Below are 18506 nucleotides of genomic sequence, written 5' to 3' on the forward strand. Positions count from 1 at the left end.
CCGTTGGGCTTCAGGCGCGGCGCGTACGCAAGGAGGATCGAGATCTGATGGCAGGCAACTCGGACCCGCTCTCGCCGCGGGCCAAGCTGGCCGTGACCGCGGGCAAGGCGGTCGCGGCTGCATCACGCGCCGCAGGGCGCGGCAGCGGTTCGGTGATCGGCGGCCGGGTGGCGCTCAAGCTCGACCCCGACCTCCTCGCCCGGCTGGCGCAGAACCTGGACGTGGTCCTGGTGTCCGCCACCAACGGCAAGACCACGACCACCCGGCTGATCGCGGAGGCGCTGCGGGCCGCCGGGCCGGTCGTCTCCAACGCGCTCGGCGCCAACATGCCGGCCGGCATCACCTCGGCGCTCGCCGGCGGCTCGGACTCGCGCTACGGCGTCATCGAGGTCGACGAGAAGTACCTCGCCGGAGTCGCCCGCGACACCGACCCGAAGTGCATCGCGCTGCTCAACCTCTCGCGCGACCAGCTGGACCGGGCCGCCGAGACCCGGATGCTCGCCGAGAACTGGCGTGAGGGCCTGGCCGGTTCGAAGGCCGTGGTCGTGGCCAACGCCGACGACCCGCTGGTCGTGTGGGCCGCGTCCTCCTCCCCCAACGTGATCTGGGTCGCCGCCGGGCAGATGTGGAAGGACGACGCCTGGTCCTGCCCGTCCTGCGGCGGTGTGATGCAGCGGCCGGGCGACGACTGGTTCTGCGGCGAGTGCGGCTTCCGCCGGCCGACGCCGAGCTGGGCGCTCTCCGGCGACCATGTGCTCGACCCGCACGGTTCGGCGTGGCCCATCCGGCTGCAGCTGCCCGGCCGGGCCAACAAGGCCAACGCCGCCTCCTCGGCCGCCGTCGCCGCCGTCTTCGGCGTGCCCCCGCAGGTCGCCCTGGAGCGGATGTACAGCGTGCAGGCCGTCGCCGGACGGTACGACGTCGTGCAGTTCATGGAGCGCGACCTGCGTCTGCTGCTGGCGAAGAACCCGGCGGGCTGGCTGGAGACGTTCTCCCTGATCGACCCGCCGCCGACCCCGGTGATCCTCTCGGTGAACGCGCGCGGCGCCGACGGCACCGACACCTCCTGGCTGTGGGACGTCGACTACACGCGGCTGTCCGGCCACCCGATCTGCGTCGTCGGTGACCGCCGGCTCGACCTCGCGGTGCGTCTGGAGGTGGCGAACCAGCAGTTCCAGGTGTTCGACACGCTCGACGAGGCCGTACGGGCCTGCCCGCCGGGCCGGATCGAGGTCATCGCCAACTACACCGCGTTCCAGGACCTGCGCCGCCGCGTCGGCAACTGAGCCAAGAGACTTTCAGGGGACTTCAAGTGAGCGACAACCAACTGCGGGTCGTCTGGATCTACCCGGACCTGCTCAGCACCTACGGCGACCAGGGCAACGTCCTCGTGGTGGAGCGCCGGGCGCGGCAGCGCGGCCTCGACGTGGCCCGTCTCGACGTGCGCAGCGACCAGCCGATCCCGACCTCCGGGGACATCTACCTCATCGGCGGCGGCGAGGACCGGCCGCAGCGGCTCGCGGCCGAGCGGCTGCGCCGGGACGGCGGCCTGCTCCGGGCCGTGGAGAACGGCGCCATCGTGTTCTCGGTGTGCGCCGGCTACCAGATCCTCGGCCACGAGTTCATCAACGACCTCGGCCAGCGCGAGCCCGGTCTCGGGCTGATCGACGTGGTGTCGGTGCGCGGCGAGGGCGCGCGCTGCGTCGGCGACGTGCTCGCGGACATCGACCCGCGGCTCGGCCTGCCCCCGCTGACCGGCTTCGAGAACCACCAGGGCGTCACCCACCTCGGCCCGACCGCCCGCCCGTTCGCCCAGGTCCGCTTCGGCAACGGCAACGGCACGGGCGACGGCACCGAGGGCGCGTACAACGACACCGTCTTCGGTACGTACATGCACGGCCCGGTCCTCGCGCGCAACCCGCAGATCGCCGATCTGCTGCTGAAGCTGGCGCTCGACGTGAACGCGCTGCCCCCGACCGACGACCGCTGGTACGAGGCGCTGCGCGACGAGCGCATCGCGGCCGCGCAGCAGCCCGCCTGACGCGGGCCGCGGCAGCCCGTCTGACAGCGAGTCCGCACAGGTGAGCGGGGCCGTCCAGCAGGCGGACGCACGGTTCGGCCCCGCCCCCCTGTGCCGCTAGGGTGGCGGGGAATTCGAGCCGGACAGCGTGGTCCGGTCCCGGCCCACGTGGAGAAGGTTTTCGGGCTATGCGCATTGGTGTCCTCACGTCCGGCGGCGACTGCCCCGGCCTGAACGCCGTCATCCGGTCCGTCGTGCACCGCGCCGTCGTCGACCACGGCGACGAGGTCATCGGCTTCCGGGACGGCTGGAAGGGCCTCCTGGAGTGCGACTACCTCAAGCTCGACCTCGACGCGGTGGGCGGCATCCTCGCCCGCGGCGGCACGATCCTCGGATCCTCCCGTGTCCAGCCCTCCCATCTGCGCGACGGCGTGGAGCGGGCCAAGGGCCATGTCGCGGAGCTGGGCCTGGACGCGATCATCCCGATCGGCGGCGAGGGCACGCTCAAGGCGGCCCGGCTGATGTCGGACAGCGGCCTGCCGGTCGTCGGGGTGCCGAAGACCATCGACAACGACATCGCGGTCACCGACGTCACCTTCGGCTTCGACACCGCCGTGACCGTGGCCACCGAGGCCCTGGACCGGCTGAAGACCACCGCCGAGTCCCACCAGCGCGTCCTCGTCGTCGAGGTCATGGGCCGGCACACCGGCTGGATCGCGCTGCACTCCGGCATGGCGGCCGGCGCGCACGCCATCGTCGTCCCCGAGCGGCCCTTCGACATCGACGAGCTGACCCGGCGGGTCGGCGCCCGGTTCGAGGCGGGCAAGCGGTTCGCGATCGTCGTCGCCGCGGAGGGGGCCAAGCCGGCGCCCGGCACGATGGCCTTCGACGAGGGCGGCAAGGACGTCTACGGCCATGAGCGCTTCGCCGGGATCGCCCGCCAGCTGTCGATCGAGCTGGAGCACCGCCTCGGCAAGGAGGCGCGTCCGGTGATCCTCGGGCATGTGCAGCGCGGCGGCACCCCGACCGCGTACGACCGGGTGCTGGCGACGCGGTTCGGCTGGCACGCGGTGGAGGCCGTGCACCGCGGCGAGTTCGGGCACATGACGGCGCTGCGCGGCACGGACATCGAGATGGTGCCGCTGGCGGAGGCCGTGGAGACGCTGAAGACGGTCCCCGGGGACCGCTACGAGGAAGCCGAGTGCGTCCTGTAGGCGACACCGCACTGATCTGACGAGTCTGCCCCCGGCCGCGAGCGCGGCCGGGGGCAGTCCTAGTCTGTGTGCGGACAGAAACGCACAACCCCCACGAAACAGGAGCCGTCGGATGGATCACAGCGGCCACGGCACGATGTCGGATCTGCCGCCGTTCACGCTGGAGCGAGGGCTCGCGTGGTCCACGGACCCGTTCTTCCTCATCGCCTGCCTGGTGGGGCTCGGCCTGTACGCGTGGGGTGTCGTCCGGCTGCGGCGGCGCGGGGACGCCTGGCCGGTGACCCGGACCGTGTCGTACGTCGTCGGTGTGCTGACCGTGCTGCTGGTCATGTGCACCGGGCTGAACGAGTACGGCATGGTCATGTTCAGCGTGCACATGGTGCAGCACATGGTGATCAGCATGCTGTCGCCGATCCTGATCCTGCTCGGCGCGCCCGTCACCCTGGCGCTGCGCGCGCTGCCGCCCGCGGCCCGGGGCAGCAAGGGGCCGCGTGAGCTGCTGCTCGCGCTGCTGCACAGCCGGTACATGCGGATCGTGACGCACCCGGCGTTCACCATCCCGATCTTCGTCGCCAGCCTCTACGCGCTGTACTTCACGCCGCTGTTCGACACCCTGATGGGCTCGAAGACGGGGCACACCGCGATGATGGTGCACTTCCTCGCGGTCGGCGTGGTGTTCTTCTGGCCGATCATCGGCGTGGACCCCGGACCGCACCGGCCGGGCCATCTGATGCGGATGCTGGAGCTGTTCGCGGGCATGCCGTTCCACGCGTTCTTCGGCATCGCGCTGATGATGGGGTCCGTCCCCATGGTGGAGACGTTCAAGAACCCGCCGGCCTCCCTCGGTATCGACGCGCTCTCCGACCAGGGCGCGGCGGGTGGTATCGCCTGGGCCTTCAGCGAGATCCCGTCCGTGCTCGTGCTGATCGCGCTGCTGTTCCAGTGGTACCGCTCCGAGCAGCGTCAGGCCCGCCGCAAGGACCGCGCCGCCGACCGCGACGGCGACAAGGAACTGGAGGCGTACAACGCCTATCTCGCCTCATTGAACGCACGCGGGAACTGATATCGGGGCACCATGGAGGGAACCGAACCTTAGGAGGGTGTCGCGATGCCCGGTTCCGCGGACGGTTCCACCAAGGCGATGGGGGCGCTGACGGTAGGCGCCCTGGTGATGGTGACGGCGTACACGGTCGCCCTCGGGAGCAACGGCTGGCTGTGGTTCGGGTGGGTGGTGCTGGGCCTGATCACGCTGGGGATGGTCGTCAGCCGCAGCACCTGAGTCTCAGGGGGCGGTGAGCCGTCCGCCGGAGTGCACGCCCGGCTGGTACTTCGGGAGCCGGGCGGTGATCTTCATGCCCGCGCCCGGGGCGGTCTCGATGACGAGCCCGTACTCGTCGCCGTAGACCTGCCGCAGCCGGTCGTCGACGTTGGACAGCCCGATGCCCCCGGACGGGCTGACCTCGCCGGCGAGGATGCGGCGCAGCGCGTCGGGGTCCATCCCGGCGCCGTCGTCCTCGATGACGACGAGGGCCTCGGCGCCGGCGTCCTGGGCGGTGATGCCGATCCGGCACTTCGCGGACGCCGACGACGCCCCCTTGCCCTCCAGGCCGTGCTTGACGGCGTTCTCCACGAGCGGCTGGAGGCACAGGAAGGGCAGGGCCACCGGCAGGACCTCGGGGGCGATCTGGAGGGTGACGTCGAGGCGGTCGCCGAAGCGTGCCCGCACCAGCGCCAGATAGTGGTCGATGGCGTGCAGCTCGTCGGCGAGGGTGGTGAAGTCGCCGTGCCGGCGGAACGAGTACCGGGTGAAGTCGGCGAACTCGAGCAGCAGCTCGCGGGCGCGCTCGGGGTCGGTGCGCACGAAGCTGGCGATCACGGCGAGCGAGTTGAAGATGAAGTGCGGGGAGATCTGGGCGCGCAGTGCCTTGATCTCGGCCTCGATGAGCCGGGTGCGGGACCGGTCGAGGTCGGCCAGCTCCAGCTGTACCGACACCCAGCGGGCGACCTCGGCCGCCGCGCGTACCAGGACGGCGGACTCGCGGGGCGCGCAGGCGACGAGGGCGCCGTGCACGCGGTCGTCGACGGTGAGCGGGGCGACGACCGCCCAGCGCACCGGGCAGTCGGGGCTGTCGCAGTCGAGCGGCAGCGCCTCGCCTCGCCCCGACTCCAGGGGCCCGGCGAGCAGCTCCATGATCTGGGTGCGGTGGTGCTGGCCGACGCCGTCCCAGACCAGGACGTCGGTGCGGTCGGTCAGGCACAGCGCGTCGGTGCCGAGCAGGGAGCGCAGCCGCCGGGCGGACTTGCGGGCGGTCTCCTCGGTGAGTCCGGCGCGCAGCGGGGGCGCGGCGAGGGACGCGGTGTGCAGGGTCTCGAAGGTGGCGTGCTCGACCGGGGTGCCGAGGTCGCCGAGGCTCTGCGGGCGGGCGGTGCGCCGGCCCAGCCAGAAGCCCGCGGCGAGCAGCGGCAGGATGGCCACGCACAGGCCCGCGACGAAGCCGCTCATGCCTTGACCTCCGCTCTCAGTTCCTCGGGCAGATGGAAGCGGGCGAGGATCGCCGCGGTGCCGGGCGGCACCCTGCCCGGGGTGGCGAGGGACACCAGGATCATGGTGAGGAAGCCGAGCGGCACCGACCAGAGGGCGGGCCAGGCGAGCAGCGCGTGCAGCGCCCCGGCCTTGGGGAAGCCGGCCATGGTGGCGGCGACGGCGAGCAGGGCGGAGCCGCCGCCGACGAGCATCCCGGCGGCCGCGCCGGGCGGGGTCAGCCGGTGCCACCAGATGCCCAGGACGAGCAGCGGGCAGAAGGAGGACGCCGACACGGCGAAGGCCAGGCCGACGGCGTCGGCGACGGGCAGCCCGCCGACCAGGGCGCTCGCGGCGAGCGGGACGACCATGGCGAGGACGGTCCCGAGCCGGAAGTGCCGTACGCCCCGGGAGGGCAGGACGTCCTGGGTGAGGACTCCGGCGACGGCCATGGTGAGACCGGACGCGGTGGACAGGAACGCGGCGAAGGCGCCGCCCGCGACGAGCGCGCCCAGCAGTTCCCCGCCGACGCCGCCGATCATGCGTCCGGGCAGCAGCAGCGCGGCGGCGTCCGCGTCACCGGTGAGGGTGAGCTCGGGGGCGTAGAGCCGGCCCAGGGCGCCGTAGACCGGGGGCAGCAGGTAGAAGGCGCCGATCAGGCCGAGCACGGCGACCGTGGTGCGGCGGGCGGCGACGCCGTGGGGGCTGGTGTAGAAGCGGACGACGACGTGCGGCAGCCCCATGGTGCCGAGGAAGGTGGCGAGGATCAGCCCGTACGTGGCGTACAGCGGGCGTTCGCCGCGGCTCTCGGCCTGTGAGGGGGACAGTCCGCCGCCGGTGCCGTGGTCGCGGGCGGGGACCTCGTCGCCGCGGGCGAAGGTCAGCCGGGTGCCGTTCTTGACGCGGTGGGCGCCGGCGTCGAGCCGTACCCGACGGTCGTCGTGGACGCGGCCGTCGACGGTGCCGTCCACGGTGACCGTCAGAGGGCTGTGCAGTCTGATCGTGATGGTGTCGTCGACGCGGACGACGCGCTGCTCGCGGAAATTCGCGGGTTCGTCGAAGGCGTGCCGGGGCGCGCCGTCGCCCTGCCAGGCGAGGATCAAAAAGAGGGCGGGGACCAGCAGCGCGGTGAGCTTGAGCCAGTACTGGAAGGCCTGTACGAACGTGATGCTGCGCATACCGCCGGCGGCGACGATGGCGACGACCACGACGGCGACGACGAGTCCGCCGACCCAGTCGGGCGCCCCGGTGAAGACGGTCAGGGTCAGCCCGGCGCCCTGGAGCTGGGGCAGCAGGTAGAGCCAGCCGGTGCCGACGACGAAGGCGCCCGCGAGCCGCCGTACCGCCTGCGAGGAGAGCCGGGCCTCGGCGAAGTCGGGCAGCGTGTAGGCGCCGGAGCGGCGCAGCGGGGCGGCGACGAACAGCAGCAGGACGAGATAACCGGCGGTGTAGCCGACCGGGTACCAGAGCATGTCGGGGCCCTGGACGAGGACCAGCCCGGCGATGCCGAGGAAGGAGGCGGCGGAGAGGTACTCGCCGCTGATCGCGGCGGCGTTGAGGCGGGGTCCTACGGTGCGGGAGGCGACGTAGAAGTCGGAGGTGGTGCGGGATATGCGCAGGCCGAAGGCGCCGACGAGCACGGTCGCCAGGGCCACGAGGGCGACGGCGGGGACGGCGTAGCTGGAGTTCACGGCCGGATCGGTTCCTGGTCTCGGGTCTCGGGTCGACGGGCTGGTGCGCGCGCTAGCGGTCCTCGACGAGCCGTACGAAGTCCCGTTCGTTGCGTTCGGCGCGGCGGACGAACCAGCGGGCCAGCAGCACGAGCGGCGCGTACAGGCCGAAGCCGAGGATCGCCCAGACCAGGTGGCGGGCGTGCGGCATCGCCGCGCAGAGCAGCGGCAGCGGGCCGACGAGCAGGCCGAGGACGGCGAGCACGGCGAGGGCGGTGCGCAGTTGGGTGCGCATCAGGGAGCGGACGTAGGTGTGGCCGAGGGTGGTCTGCTCGTCGATCTCGGTGCGGGGCCGGTAGTAGCCGGAGACACGGCGGGTCCGGGTGCGCCGGGGCGGGCCGGTGACGACGACACGGCGGTCGGCGGGGCTGCTGGGCATCGTCACGTCCTCCGCATCAGCAGGTCGCGCAGTTCGCGGGCGTGGCGGCGGCTGACCTGGAGTTCCTCGGAGCCGACGACGACGCTCACGCTGCCCGCGTCGAGCCGCAGTTCGCCGATGTGCCGCAGGGCGACGAGATGGCGGCGGTGGATGCGGACGAACCCGCGGGAGCGCCAGCGCTCCTCCAGGGTGGACAGGGGGATGCGCACGAGGTGGCTGCCCCTGCCGGTGTGCAGGCGGGCGTAGTCGCCCTGGGCCTCGACATGGGTGATGTCGTCGACGGGGACGAAGCGGGTCACCCCGCCGAGCTCGACCGGGAGATGGTCGGGGTCGGGCTCGCTGACGGGTATCCGGGGGGTGGCGCCGCGCTGTTCGGCGGCCCGGCGGACGGCTTCGGCGAGGCGTTCCTTGCGGACCGGTTTGAGGACGTAGTCGACGGCCTTGAGGTCGAAGGCCTGGACGGCGAAGTCCTCGTGGGCGGTGACGAACACGACGAGCGGCGGTTCGGCGAAGCCGGTGAGCAGCCGGGCCAGATCGAGGCCGTCTAGCCCGGGCATGTTGATGTCGAGGAAGACGACGTCGATGGCCTCCGCCCCGCCGGGGCCCGACTCCAGGGCGCGGTTGATGCGGCGCAGCGCCTCGGTGGCGTCGCCGGCGCCCTCCGCGCTGCCGATCCGCGGGTCGGCGTTGAGGAGGTACAGCAGTTCCTCCAGCGAGGGGCGTTCGTCGTCGACAGCCAGCGCGCGCAACATGGAACGGGAGTGTAGGAGCAACGAGCGCCGCTGGACATGTGCCGGGAGGCGACGTTCGCGCTGGGTGCCCGGGCGCTTACAGTGCCCTCATGAACAGCGGCGCGGCTTCTTTCGACGATCTCGACCGGAAGATCATCACCGCTCTGATGGCGAACGCCCGGACGAGTTTCGCCGAGATCGGCATGAGCGTCGGGCTGTCGGCGACGGCCGTCAAGCGGCGGGTGGACCGGCTGCGGGAGACGGGCGTGATCACCGGGTTCACGGCCACGGTCCGCCCATCGGCGCTGGGCTGGCGCACGGAGGCGTACGTCGAGGTGTACTGCGAGGGCGCGGCGCCGCCGCGGCGGCTGGCGGAGGTGGTCCGCAACCATCCGGAGATCACCGCGGCGATGACGGTGACGGGCGGCGCGGACGCGCTGCTGCATGTGCGGGCGCGGGACGTGGAGCACTTCGAGGAGGTGCTGGAGCGCATCCGTGTGGAGCCGTTCATCCGCAAGACGATCAGCGTGATGGTGCTGTCCCACCTCATCCCGGAGAGCCCGGAGGCGGGCGCGAGCCAGCCCGCACCCTCCGACGCAGCACTCCTGCGTGAACCGCAATAAATGCGCAGCATCGCTGCGTGGACACGCAATTCCCGTTCCTTGTCGCTCGTCGGCGTCGGTTTCTACCGTTGGAGTCGATCCTCATCGACACCGTAGGAAGCGGAGGAACCCCTTCGTGCCCGAGACCCGTGTGCCGCGCCGGCGGCGCTTCCTCGTCTGCGAACCCAGACACTTCGCCGTGCGGTACGCGATCAACCCCTGGATGCGACCGGACGTCCGCGTCGACGTCGACCTGGCGCGGGAGCAGTGGCACACACTGATCAGCGCCTACCGTTCGCACGGTCACGCGGTGGACGTCGTGGAGCCGGTCGCCGGTCTCCCCGACATGGTCTTCGCCGCGAACTCGGCGGTCGTCGTCGGCGGCCGTGTCTTCGGCTCCCTCTTCCACGCGCCCGAGCGGCGCCCCGAGTCCACGCACTACGACATGTGGTTCAAGGCGGCGGGCTTCGACGTCCACCGCCCGGCGTCGGTGTGCGAGGGCGAGGGCGACCTGGTCTGGACGGGCCGCTACGTGCTCGCCGGGACCGGTTTCCGCACCACCCGGGAGGCGCACCGCGAGGTGCAGGAGTTCTTCGGCCACCCGGTGATCAGCCTGACGCTGGTGGACCCGTACTTCTACCATTTGGACACGGCGTTGTTCGTGCTGGACGACGACAACATCGTCTACTACCCGGAGGCGTTCTCGGCCGGCAGCCGCGAGGTGCTCGCGCGGCTCTACCCGGACGCGGTGCTCGCGACCCGGGAGGACGCGTCCGCGTTCGGGCTGAACTCCGTGTCCGACGGCCGTCACGTCTTCATCGCGCCGCAGGCCGAGGCCCTGGCGGCCCGGCTGGACGACCGCGGCTATGTCCCCGTCCCCGTCGACCTGTCGGAGTTCCGCAAGGCCGGCGGTGGCATCAAGTGCTGCACTCAGGAGATCCGCTCATGACCGCGCCCGCGCAGACCCGTTCGTCCGCCGATCTGATCCGCGCCGAGGAGCCGGTCCTGGCGCACAACTACCATCCGCTGCCGGTGGTCGTCGCCCGTGCCGAGGGCAGCTGGGTCGAGGACGTGGAGGGCCGCCGCTACCTCGACATGCTCGCCGGCTATTCGGCGCTGAACTTCGGCCACCGCCATCCGGCGCTGACCGAGGCCGCGCACCGCCAGCTCGACCGGCTGACGCTTACCTCCCGCGCCTTGCACAACGACCGGCCCGCCGGGTTCGCCGAGCGGCTGGCGGCGCTGACGGGCCAGGACATGGTGCTGCCGATGAACACGGGCGCCGAGGCCGTGGAGAGCGGCATCAAGGTGGCCCGCAAGTGGGCGTACGAGGTGAAGGGCGTCCCCGCCGACCGGGCGACGATCGTGGTCGCGGCGGACAACTTCCACGGCCGGACGACGACGATCGTGTCGTTCTCCACGGACGAGACCGCGCGGACGGGCTTCGGGCCGTTCACGCCGGGCTTCCGGATCGTGCCGTACAACGATCTGCCGGCGCTGGAGGCGGCGGTGGACGAGACGACCGCGGCGGTGCTGATCGAGCCCATCCAGGGCGAGGCCGGGGTCGTCATCCCGGACGAGGGCTATCTGGCCGGGGTGCGTGAGCTGACCAGCCGGAAGGGCTGTCTGTTCATCGCCGACGAGATCCAGTCGGGTCTCGGCCGCACCGGGCGCACGCTGGCCGTGGAGCACGAGTCGGTCGTGCCGGACCTGGTGCTGCTGGGCAAGGCGCTGGGCGGCGGCATCGTGCCGGTCTCGGCGGTCGTCGGGCGCCGGGACGTGCTCGGGGTGCTGCGGCCCGGCGAGCACGGCTCGACGTTCGGCGGGAACCCGCTGGCGGCCGCGGTCGGCACGGCGGTGATGGAACTGCTGGAGACCGGCGAGTTCCAGCGCCGGGCCACCGAACTCGGCGTGGTCCTGCGGGGCGGTCTCGCGGCGCTCGTCGGCAAGGGTGTCGTCGGCTACCGCGCCCGCGGCCTGTGGGCGGGCGTCGACATCGACCCGGCGTTCGGCACCGGCCGGGAGATCGGTGAGCGGCTGATGGCCGAGGGCGTCCTGGTCAAGGACACCCACGGCTCCACGATCCGGCTGGCCCCGCCGCTGACGATCACGGCGGACGAGCTGCGGGGCGCGCTCGCGGCCCTGGAGAAGGTGCTGGCGTAGCACTCTCCCGCGTACGGCTGCCCGGGTGGTCCACCCGGGCGGCCGTACGGCGTCGTTCCCACACGCACGGCCCCCGCGAAGAGGCACGGGTGCGGGGAAGGGCGAAGATGGGGACAAGTGGTGGTAGACCGCTCTCAGCGACAGAGAGGTCGGCCGTGGGTCCGGATGACGAGCGGAGCGTGACCCGGCAGGGGTTCGACGTGGCGGACGCCGTGCCTGTACTGCTCGACGCCCAGGGCGTGGTCACCGGATGGACCCGGGAGGCCGAACGGCTGCTCGGGCACACCGCCGAACGGATCGTGGGCCGCGATGTCGCCGCGGTGCTCGCAGCGCCGGACGCGGACCGGGTGCCGGAGCTGATGGAGCGGTGCCGCCGGGAGGGCGGCTGGGCCGGGCTGATCTCGGCGGTGCGCGCCGACGGGACGCGGCTGCGGCTCATGGCCCGCATCACGCAGGCCCTGGACGCCGGCGGTTCCACACGCCGGCTGCTGCTCCTGTCGGAGCTCGCGGGGGCGCCGGGCTGGGACATGAGCCGGCAGGTGCTGGAGCAGATGGTGACCCGCTCCCCCGTCGGGGTGGCCGTCGTCGACACCGATCTGCGGTTCGTCTGGTCGAACCCCGCCCTCACCCAGTTCGGCGGCGGGCCCCCGAGCACCCGGCTCGGGCTGCGGCTGGGGGACATCCAGCCCGGCCTGGACGCCGAGAACATCGAGGCGCAGATCCGCCGGGTGCTGCTCACCGGCGAGCCCGTCGTCGGCTACGAGCATGTCGGGCAGGTCCGCTCTGCGCCGCTGCGGGAGACCGCGCACATGATGTCGTTCACCCGGCTCGACGACGGCAACGGCAACCCGATGGGCGTGTACTACACGGTCGAGGACGTCACCGACCGGCACCGCACCCGCCAGCGTCTGGCCCTGCTCGACCGGGCGGGAGAGCGCATCGGCCGCACGCTGGACGTCACGCGCACCGCGCAGGAACTGGCCGACGTGGCCGTGCCCGGGCTCGCCGACGTGGTCGCGGTGGATCTGCTGGAGTCGGTGCTGAGCGGCGGTGAGCCGTCGGACGAGCCGGCGGAGGCGGGCCGGGTGCCGCTGCGGCGCGCCGGTTACCGGTCGGTCAGCCGGCGCGCGCCGGAGGCGGTCGTCGACATCGGCGAGGTGGTCACCTATCCGGCGGGGTCGCCGCCGATCCGCACCCTCAGGACGGAGCGGTCCTGGCGGGAGCCGAAGCTGGACCCGCTGGGCGAGGCGTGGGCGGAGCACGCCCAGGGCGGCGGGACCGCCATCTTCCTGGAACTCGGGCTGCAGAGCGCGATGATCGTGCCGATCCGCGCGCGGGGCGTCACCCTCGGCCTGACCACGTTCTTCCGGCGCCACCGCCAGGAGCCCTTCGAGGAGGACGACCTCAGCCTGGCCGAGGACCTGGTGTCCCGGGCGGCGGTCTGCATCGACAACGCCCGGCGCTACACCCGGGAACGCGACGCGGCGCTGGTCCTGCAGCGCAGCCTGCTGCCGCACCGGCTGCCGGAGCAGGACGCCCTGGAGGTGTCCGCCTGCTACCGCCCGGCCGACGAGCTGACCGGCCTCGGCGGCGACTGGTACGACGTCATCCCCCTGTCGGGCGCGCGCGTGGCCCTCGTCGTGGGCGAGGTGCCGGGGCACGGCATCGACGCGGCGGCGGCGATGGGGCGGCTGCGGACGGCCGTACGGACACTGGCAGCGCTGGATCTGCCACCCGACGAGGTGCTGGCTCATCTCGACGACCTGGTGGCGCGGGCGGCCCGGGAGGAGGGCGTCGAACCGCGGACGGCGGAGGCCGACAACACCCTGGGGGTCGGCTCCGGGTGCGTCTACGTGGTGTACGACCCGGTGGACGGGACGTGCACGATGGCCGCCGCTGGGCATCCGGCACCCGCGGTCGTGATGCCGGACGGGCATGTCGCCTTCGTGGACCTGCCGCAGGGGCCGCCGCTCGGGGTGGGCGGCCCGCCCTTCGAGTCGGTGGAGCTGGCACTGGCGGCGGGCAGCACCCTGGCCCTGCACACGGACGGGCTGCTGGCCGCCGGGGCGCGCTGGACCGTGGACGCCGACCGGCAGCGGCTGCGGCAGGCCCTGGAGAAACGGGCCGATTCGCTGGAGCTGCAGTGCAGGACCGTCGTGGACGCGCTGGTCCCGGACCGGCCGTACGACGACGTGGCCCTGCTGATGGCGCGCACCAGGGTGCTCGGCGACGGGCAGGTCGCCGAATGGGACCTGCCCGCGGACCCGGCCGGGGTGGCCGACGCCCGCCGGACCGCGACCCGGCAGCTCGCGGAGTGGGGCCTGGACGACCTGGCGTTCACGACGGAACTGGTGGTCAGCGAGCTGGTCACCAACGCGATCCGGTATGCCACGGGCCCCATCCGGCTGCGTCTGATCAAGGAGCGCGCGCTGTTCTGCGAGGTCTACGACGGGGGTGCGACCGCGCCGCATCTGCGCCATCCCCGCACCACGGACGAAGGGGGGCGCGGGCTGCTGCTGGTGTCGCAGTTCACCCAGCAGTGGGGGACCCGGTTCGTCCCCGAGGGGAAGATCATCTGGGCCGAGCAGTCGCTGACGGACGCACCGCCCTGACCTGCCGGACCGGACCGGATGCGGAACATCGGCACATACAGCGCATAGCGTGCGAAACTGGTCGGATCACGGCGGTGAGGCGGGTGCCATGGACGAGGTCGACTACAAGGCGGTCTTCGAGGCGCTGCCCGGCATGGTGGCCCTGCTCGACACCGATCTGATCTACGTCGACGCCAACGACGACTTCCAGCGGCTGTCCGGGCGCAGCAGGGAGCAGCTCGTCGGCCGCTACATCTTCGACGTGTTCCCGGACAACCCCGACAACCCCGCCGCGACCGGGATGAGCAACGTGCGGGCGTCCATGCAGCGCGTGGCGGAGACCGGCGAGCGCGACGCCATGGCGCTCCAGCGCTACGACGTGGAGGACGCGGGCAACCCCGGGCACTGGGAGGAGCGCTACTGGAGCCCGGTCAACGCGCCCGTCGCCGGCCCGGACGGGAAGGTCGCGTACATCCTGCACCGGGTGGAGGAGGTCACCGAGCTGATCCGGGTGCGGGGCGGCGCGGGCGGCGACAGCCGGGCGCGGATCCTGGAGGCCGAGCTGTACACGCGCGCCCGGGAGCTCCAGGAGCTCAACGAGCGGCTGCGGCAGGCCCACGCCCGTGAGCGCGAGGTGGCGCTGGCCCTCCAGGAAGCGATGCTGCCCGCCGGCCGGCAGGTGGGCGGGCATCGCACGGCCGTCCGCTACCGGCCCGCGGTCGGCGCGCTCAACGTGTGCGGCGACTGGTACGACCTGGTGGACCTGGTCGGCGGCAACCGCATCGGGGTCTCGGTGGGCGACGTCGTCGGGCACGGGCTGCGGGCGGCGGGCGTCATGGGGCAGCTGCGCAGCGCGCTGAGCGCCTCGTCGCGGGTGGCCGACGGCCCGGCGCAGGCGCTGGACGTGCTCGGACGGTACGCGCACGTCGTGGACGGGGCCGAATCGGCCACCGCCGTCACGACGTTCATCGACTTCGACGCCCGGACCATCGCCTACAGCAGCGCCGGCCATCCCCCGCCCGTCCTGGTGCACGCCGACGGCCGGGTGGAGTTCCTCGACCAGGCCACCGACACCCCGCTCGACGCCCGCCCCGACCCGATACGGCGTCCGCAGGCCGCCACTTCGTACGGCGACGGCGCCACGCTGGCGCTCTACACGGACGGTCTGATCGAGCGCCGGCGGGAGGACATCGACGTCGGTCTCGGCCGGCTCGCCGACGCGCTGGTCGAGCACCGCACCGACACCCCCGAGGAACTGGCCGACGCCGTCCTGCTGCAGCTGCTGCCGCCGGGCGGCGCCACGGACGACACGGCCCTGGTCATCGTGCGGCTGTGATGCGGGTCGAGCGGCTCCGCCACGGCCGGGCGGGTCCACCGCCCGAGCCGCCGTGATCACGCCAAAGCCCGGGATCGGCTTGCCGTGCCGGGCCCCGGGGACGAGGCTGGTCCGGCGGTCCTCCCCACACGCGACACCCGCCGTCCGTCCGCCCGCTGACGTGCCGTCATGTGCCGGGACGCCGCCGGTCCGCGCCGGTTCCGGTGGTCCGGCCCGGCGCCTACACTGACAGCCCCACTGCACGCTGGCTGACCTGCCAGAACATGGCGGCCCGAGCTGATCCGCCCGAGTGAGGAGCGCCCCTTTGTTCTACTACGTCCTCAAATACGTGTTGCTGGGCCCGCTGCTGCGACTGGTGTTCCGGCCCCGTATCGAGGGTCTGGAGCATGTGCCGGCCACGGGCGCGGCCATCGTCGCCGGGAACCATCTGTCCTTCTCGGACCACTTCCTGATGCCCGCGATCCTCAAGCGGCGCATCACCTTCCTCGCCAAGAAGGAGTACTTCACCGGCCCCGGCATCAAGGGCAGGCTGACGGCGGCCTTCTTCCGCAGCGCCGGGCAGATCCCGGTCGACCGCACCGGCAAGGAGGCCGGCCAGGCCGCGATCCGCGAGGGCCTCGGGGTGCTGCGCAAGGACGAGCTGCTCGGCATCTACCCCGAGGGCACCCGCTCGCACGACGGCCGTCTCTACAAGGGCAAGGTCGGCGTGGCCGTGATGGCGCTGAAGGCCGGCGTCCCGGTGATCCCGTGCGCGATGATCGGCACGTTCGAGGCCCAGCCGCCGGGCAAGGTGATCCCGAACGTCCACCCCGTCACCATCCGCTTCGGCAAGCCCCTCGACTTCTCCCGCTACGCCGGGATGGAGAACGAGAAGGCGATCCTGCGGGCCGTCACCGACGAGATCATGTACGCCATCCTGTCGCTCTCCGAGCAGGAGTACGTCGACCAGTACGCCACCGTCGCGAAGGCCGAGGAGGCCGCCGCCAAGGCCGAGCAGGGCCGGCGCTTCCCCCGGCTGCCCCTCAGATGACCGGGGGCGCCTGACCGAGCAGGGCCAGCGCCTCGTCGAGCGTCGCGCGCAACCGCATCGCGTCCGGCGCGACCGCGCTGACCAGGACCGCCGGTCCGGCCAGCGGCAGGACGGCGGCGCTCTCCCCCAGCATCCGGGGCGCCACCGGAGAGTCCGCGAACTCGGGCCGTACGACGACGAGTTGCCCGGCCGTGCGGTGGCCGCCGAGCCCGGCGGGCCCGTCCCAGCCGCCCGGAGCGCCGGGCCCGCACTCCAGCTCCTGGTCGAGGACGACCCGCCCCGCGACCCGCACCCGGATCCGGCTCGCCAGGCGTCCCGGCTCCTCCCCCACCCGTCCGAGCACCTGCTCCTCGCGCAGCACGAGCCGCCCCGTGGCACCGACGTCGACCTCGGTCGTCACGGTCAGGTCGCTGCCGCGCGCGCAGATCAGCTGTTCCGGCAGCCACCGCAGTTCGGCCTCGTCGGCCACCGAGAGGCGGACGTCGTAGCGGGCTCCGCCCTTGCCCTGTCCCGGCAGTGCGAGGGTGGCGGCCGCCGAACCGACACGGAGGCTCGCCCCGGCCAGTACCTCCGCGCCGACGGTGAAGTGGTCGCCGCCGAGCGGCCCGCTCATCGCCCCCACGATCAGGACGTGCGCCTCCCCGCCGGAGCCCCGGGTCCGGCGCGGCGCGAGCGGCCCGGCGCCTTCGAGGACCGGCAGGGCGGTGCCGCCCCGTCCGTCCGGCCGGGCGACGATCCGGGCGCGGGCCCGCACCCTGGCGGTCACGCCGTCCACGCGGCCAGCCGCGCCCGCACCCAGTCGGCGACGTCCCGGACACCCGGCTCGCTCCTCAACGACTGGAACACGACGGGGAGTTCGGCCCGCTGCGCCTTGGCGTCCGCCGCCATCCGCGCCAGGTCGGAGCCGACGTACGGGGCGAGGTCGGTCTTGTTGACGACGAGCAGGTCGGCGGTGGTGACGCCGGGGCCGCCCTTGCGCGGGATGTCGTCGCCGCCCGCCACGTCGATGACGAAGATCTGGGCGTCCACGAGCCCCTTGGAGAAGGTCGCGGTGAGGTTGTCCCCGCCGGACTCCACGAGGATCAGATCGAGCGGCCCCACCTCGTCCTCCAGATCCTCCACGGCCTCCAGGTTCGCGGAGATGTCGTCCCGGATGGCGGTGTGCGGGCAGGCGCCCGTCTCGACGGCCGTGATCCGCTCCGGCGGCAGCACGGCCTCGCGCAGCAGGAACTCGGCGTCCTCGCGGGTGTAGATGTCGTTGGTGACGACGGCGAGGGACAGCTCCTCGCGCAGCGCCCGGCACAGGGCGGCGACCGTGGCGGTCTTGCCCGAGCCGACGGGACCGCCCAGACCGAGGCGCAGGGCGCGGCGGGAGCCGTCGGGGCGGCGCGCGTCGGCGCTGAGGGCGGCGGGGCCGTCGTGGGTGTGGTCGAGGTGCATGAGTCACGGCTCCTGTGGGTGGGGGCCCTGGCGCGGAAGGGCCGTCGGGTCGGGAACGGTCGGTTCAGGAAGCGAAGAGGCGGACCGGCCAGGCCGCGTGGGCCTCCGCCGCGATCTCCAGCAGGGGCGCGGAGGCCGCGGGCAGGGCGTCGACGCCTTCGTCCGCCGCGCGCCGGGCCGCCTCCACCGCCCGGTCCGCGACACGGTCCAGCTCCGGGGCGAGCCGCGCCAGCACGGCCGTGGCCTCGAAGGGGTCCAGGCCGAGCAGCCGTACGACCGCCGTGGCGGCCCCGCTCACGCCCTCGTACGCGGCGCAGTACGCCGCGTCGGGCGCGTCGAGACCCGCGGCGCGGGCGACGGTGCCGAGGACCACGGGCTGGTGCGCGCCCTTGGGGAACCGGGTGGCGAGTGCGTCGAGTTCGGGGGACGGCCAGGTCGCGCGGCCGGCCCGCAGCAGCTGCCGGCCGAGCCTGCGCGCGGCGGTCCGCAGTGCCGGTGACGGCGTACGGGCGTCGGCGGCCGCGTCCAGCTCCACCGGGTCCAGCCCGGCCGCGGCCGCCGCCGCGAGCGCGGCCGAGACGAGCCCGGCCGTGTGCAGCCGGCCCCGGCAGAAGTCCTCCAGGCTCGCGGCGCCGGTGATCCGCCCGGCGCGGACGGCGGCCTCGGCACCGCCGGAGTGGGCGTGTCCCCCGGCGGGGAAGCGGCCGTCGGCCAGGACGAGAAGCGTGGCCCGTGTCATCGTCGGCCGG

The 18506-nt window shown here is 73.1% G+C and carries 18 protein-coding genes; 11 read left to right on the top strand and 7 right to left on the bottom strand.

The genetic code is table 11. The features are described 5' to 3' along the window. Positions 1 to 47: 47 nt before the first annotated feature. The 5 genes from DC008_RS04265 to DC008_RS04285 all read left to right on the top strand — a co-directional run bounded on the left by DC008_RS04265 (position 48) and on the right by DC008_RS04285 (position 4513). On the top strand, positions 48 to 1286 hold the full coding sequence (locus tag DC008_RS04265) for a MurT ligase domain-containing protein (protein ID WP_055622339.1): 1239 nt from the start codon (positions 48 to 50) through the stop codon (positions 1284 to 1286). Between the two features lie 26 nt (positions 1287 to 1312). After that, entirely contained in the window at positions 1313 to 2041 is a 729-nt protein-coding gene (locus DC008_RS04270) for a type 1 glutamine amidotransferase (protein ID WP_055622340.1), read from the top strand. A gap of 167 nt (positions 2042 to 2208) precedes the next feature. Then, positions 2209 to 3234 carry a 6-phosphofructokinase gene (locus DC008_RS04275; protein WP_108705786.1) on the top strand — a complete coding sequence of 342 codons (1026 nt, stop codon included), beginning with the start codon at positions 2209 to 2211 and terminating at the stop codon, positions 3232 to 3234. A gap of 112 nt (positions 3235 to 3346) precedes the next feature. Further along, positions 3347 to 4297, top strand: a complete 951-nt coding sequence (locus DC008_RS04280) for a cytochrome c oxidase assembly protein (protein WP_108705787.1) — start codon at positions 3347 to 3349, stop codon at positions 4295 to 4297. Between the two features lie 45 nt (positions 4298 to 4342). Beyond that, complete coding sequence (locus DC008_RS04285) at positions 4343 to 4513, top strand: hypothetical protein (RefSeq protein WP_107096765.1); 171 nt, start codon at positions 4343 to 4345, stop codon at positions 4511 to 4513. Positions 4514 to 4516: 3 nt separating this feature from the next. Here DC008_RS04285 and DC008_RS04290 read toward each other — a convergent pair whose 3' ends face one another. The 4 genes from DC008_RS04290 to DC008_RS04305 are packed head-to-tail and all read right to left on the bottom strand — an operon-like array spanning position 4517 to position 8616. Next, positions 4517 to 5737 (bottom strand): sensor histidine kinase, encoded by a 1221-nt coding sequence (locus DC008_RS04290; RefSeq protein WP_108705788.1) that lies wholly within the window; start codon positions 5735 to 5737, stop codon positions 4517 to 4519. Continuing rightward, entirely contained in the window at positions 5734 to 7446 is a 1713-nt protein-coding gene (locus tag DC008_RS04295; protein WP_108705789.1) for a sodium/solute symporter, read from the bottom strand. The genes DC008_RS04290 and DC008_RS04295 overlap by 4 nt, the downstream gene beginning before the upstream one ends. Before the next feature lie 52 nt (positions 7447 to 7498). Further along, positions 7499 to 7864 (bottom strand): hypothetical protein, encoded by a 366-nt coding sequence (locus DC008_RS04300; protein ID WP_108705790.1) that lies wholly within the window; start codon positions 7862 to 7864, stop codon positions 7499 to 7501. A gap of 2 nt (positions 7865 to 7866) precedes the next feature. Then, positions 7867 to 8616 carry a LytR/AlgR family response regulator transcription factor gene (locus tag DC008_RS04305; RefSeq protein WP_108705791.1) on the bottom strand — a complete coding sequence of 250 codons (750 nt, stop codon included), beginning with the start codon at positions 8614 to 8616 and terminating at the stop codon, positions 7867 to 7869. Positions 8617 to 8705: 89 nt separating this feature from the next. Between DC008_RS04305 and DC008_RS04310 the strand changes: the two genes are divergently transcribed. From DC008_RS04310 to DC008_RS04335, 6 genes are all read left to right on the top strand, one after another. Continuing rightward, positions 8706 to 9218: an Lrp/AsnC family transcriptional regulator gene (locus DC008_RS04310; protein WP_055622347.1), complete on the top strand. Its 513-nt coding sequence runs from the start codon at positions 8706 to 8708 to the stop codon at positions 9216 to 9218. A 115-nt stretch (positions 9219 to 9333) separates the two neighbouring features. Beyond that, positions 9334 to 10146, top strand: a complete 813-nt coding sequence (ddaH, locus tag DC008_RS04315; RefSeq protein WP_108705792.1) for a dimethylargininase — start codon at positions 9334 to 9336, stop codon at positions 10144 to 10146. Then, positions 10143 to 11360 carry an ornithine--oxo-acid transaminase gene (rocD, locus tag DC008_RS04320; RefSeq protein ID WP_108705793.1) on the top strand — a complete coding sequence of 406 codons (1218 nt, stop codon included), beginning with the start codon at positions 10143 to 10145 and terminating at the stop codon, positions 11358 to 11360. Before ddaH ends, rocD begins: the two co-directional genes overlap by 4 nt. A 155-nt stretch (positions 11361 to 11515) precedes the next feature. Further along, a complete protein-coding gene (locus tag DC008_RS04325) occupies positions 11516 to 13972 on the top strand; it encodes a SpoIIE family protein phosphatase (RefSeq protein ID WP_108705794.1) in 2457 nt (818 codons plus the stop codon). A gap of 88 nt (positions 13973 to 14060) precedes the next feature. After that, a complete protein-coding gene (locus DC008_RS04330) occupies positions 14061 to 15287 on the top strand; it encodes a PP2C family protein-serine/threonine phosphatase (RefSeq protein ID WP_108705795.1) in 1227 nt (408 codons plus the stop codon). Between the two features lie 304 nt (positions 15288 to 15591). Beyond that, entirely contained in the window at positions 15592 to 16317 is a 726-nt protein-coding gene (locus tag DC008_RS04335; RefSeq protein ID WP_108705796.1) for a lysophospholipid acyltransferase family protein, read from the top strand. Here the strand turns inward: DC008_RS04335 and DC008_RS04340 are convergent. From DC008_RS04340 to DC008_RS04350, 3 genes are all read right to left on the bottom strand, one after another. Further along, the gene (locus tag DC008_RS04340) at positions 16310 to 17092 is read right to left on the bottom strand and encodes an urease accessory protein UreD (RefSeq protein WP_108705797.1); all 783 of its coding nucleotides are present in this window, start codon (positions 17090 to 17092) and stop codon (positions 16310 to 16312) included. The two genes, DC008_RS04335 and DC008_RS04340, sit on opposite strands and share 8 nt — an antisense overlap. Beyond that, a complete protein-coding gene (ureG, locus tag DC008_RS04345) occupies positions 17080 to 17757 on the bottom strand; it encodes an urease accessory protein UreG (RefSeq protein WP_108705798.1) in 678 nt (225 codons plus the stop codon). Before ureG ends, DC008_RS04340 begins: the two co-directional genes overlap by 13 nt. 64 nt (positions 17758 to 17821) lie before the next feature. Beyond that, positions 17822 to 18496: an urease accessory protein UreF gene (locus DC008_RS04350; RefSeq protein WP_108705799.1), complete on the bottom strand. Its 675-nt coding sequence runs from the start codon at positions 18494 to 18496 to the stop codon at positions 17822 to 17824. Between the last annotated feature and the right edge of the window lie 10 nt (positions 18497 to 18506).

This window comes from Streptomyces nigra (assembly GCF_003074055.1).
GTDB classification, from domain to species: domain Bacteria; phylum Actinomycetota; class Actinomycetes; order Streptomycetales; family Streptomycetaceae; genus Streptomyces; species Streptomyces nigra.

Coding starts and splice junctions, on each gene's coding strand:
- DC008_RS04265 (WP_055622339.1), top strand. CDS start 48: ATGGCAGGCAACTCGGACCCGCTCTCGCCGCGGGCCAAGCTGGCCGTG.
- DC008_RS04275 (WP_108705786.1), top strand. CDS start 2,209: ATGCGCATTGGTGTCCTCACGTCCGGCGGCGACTGCCCCGGCCTGAAC.
- DC008_RS04280 (WP_108705787.1), top strand. CDS start 3,347: ATGGATCACAGCGGCCACGGCACGATGTCGGATCTGCCGCCGTTCACG.
- DC008_RS04285 (WP_107096765.1), top strand. CDS start 4,343: ATGCCCGGTTCCGCGGACGGTTCCACCAAGGCGATGGGGGCGCTGACG.
- DC008_RS04290 (WP_108705788.1), bottom strand. CDS start 5,737: ATGAGCGGCTTCGTCGCGGGCCTGTGCGTGGCCATCCTGCCGCTGCTC.
- DC008_RS04300 (WP_108705790.1), bottom strand. CDS start 7,864: ATGCCCAGCAGCCCCGCCGACCGCCGTGTCGTCGTCACCGGCCCGCCC.
- DC008_RS04305 (WP_108705791.1), bottom strand. CDS start 8,616: ATGTTGCGCGCGCTGGCTGTCGACGACGAACGCCCCTCGCTGGAGGAA.
- DC008_RS04310 (WP_055622347.1), top strand. CDS start 8,706: ATGAACAGCGGCGCGGCTTCTTTCGACGATCTCGACCGGAAGATCATC.
- rocD (WP_108705793.1), top strand. CDS start 10,143: ATGACCGCGCCCGCGCAGACCCGTTCGTCCGCCGATCTGATCCGCGCC.
- DC008_RS04330 (WP_108705795.1), top strand. CDS start 14,061: ATGGACGAGGTCGACTACAAGGCGGTCTTCGAGGCGCTGCCCGGCATG.
- ureG (WP_108705798.1), bottom strand. CDS start 17,757: ATGCACCTCGACCACACCCACGACGGCCCCGCCGCCCTCAGCGCCGAC.
- DC008_RS04350 (WP_108705799.1), bottom strand. CDS start 18,496: ATGACACGGGCCACGCTTCTCGTCCTGGCCGACGGCCGCTTCCCCGCC.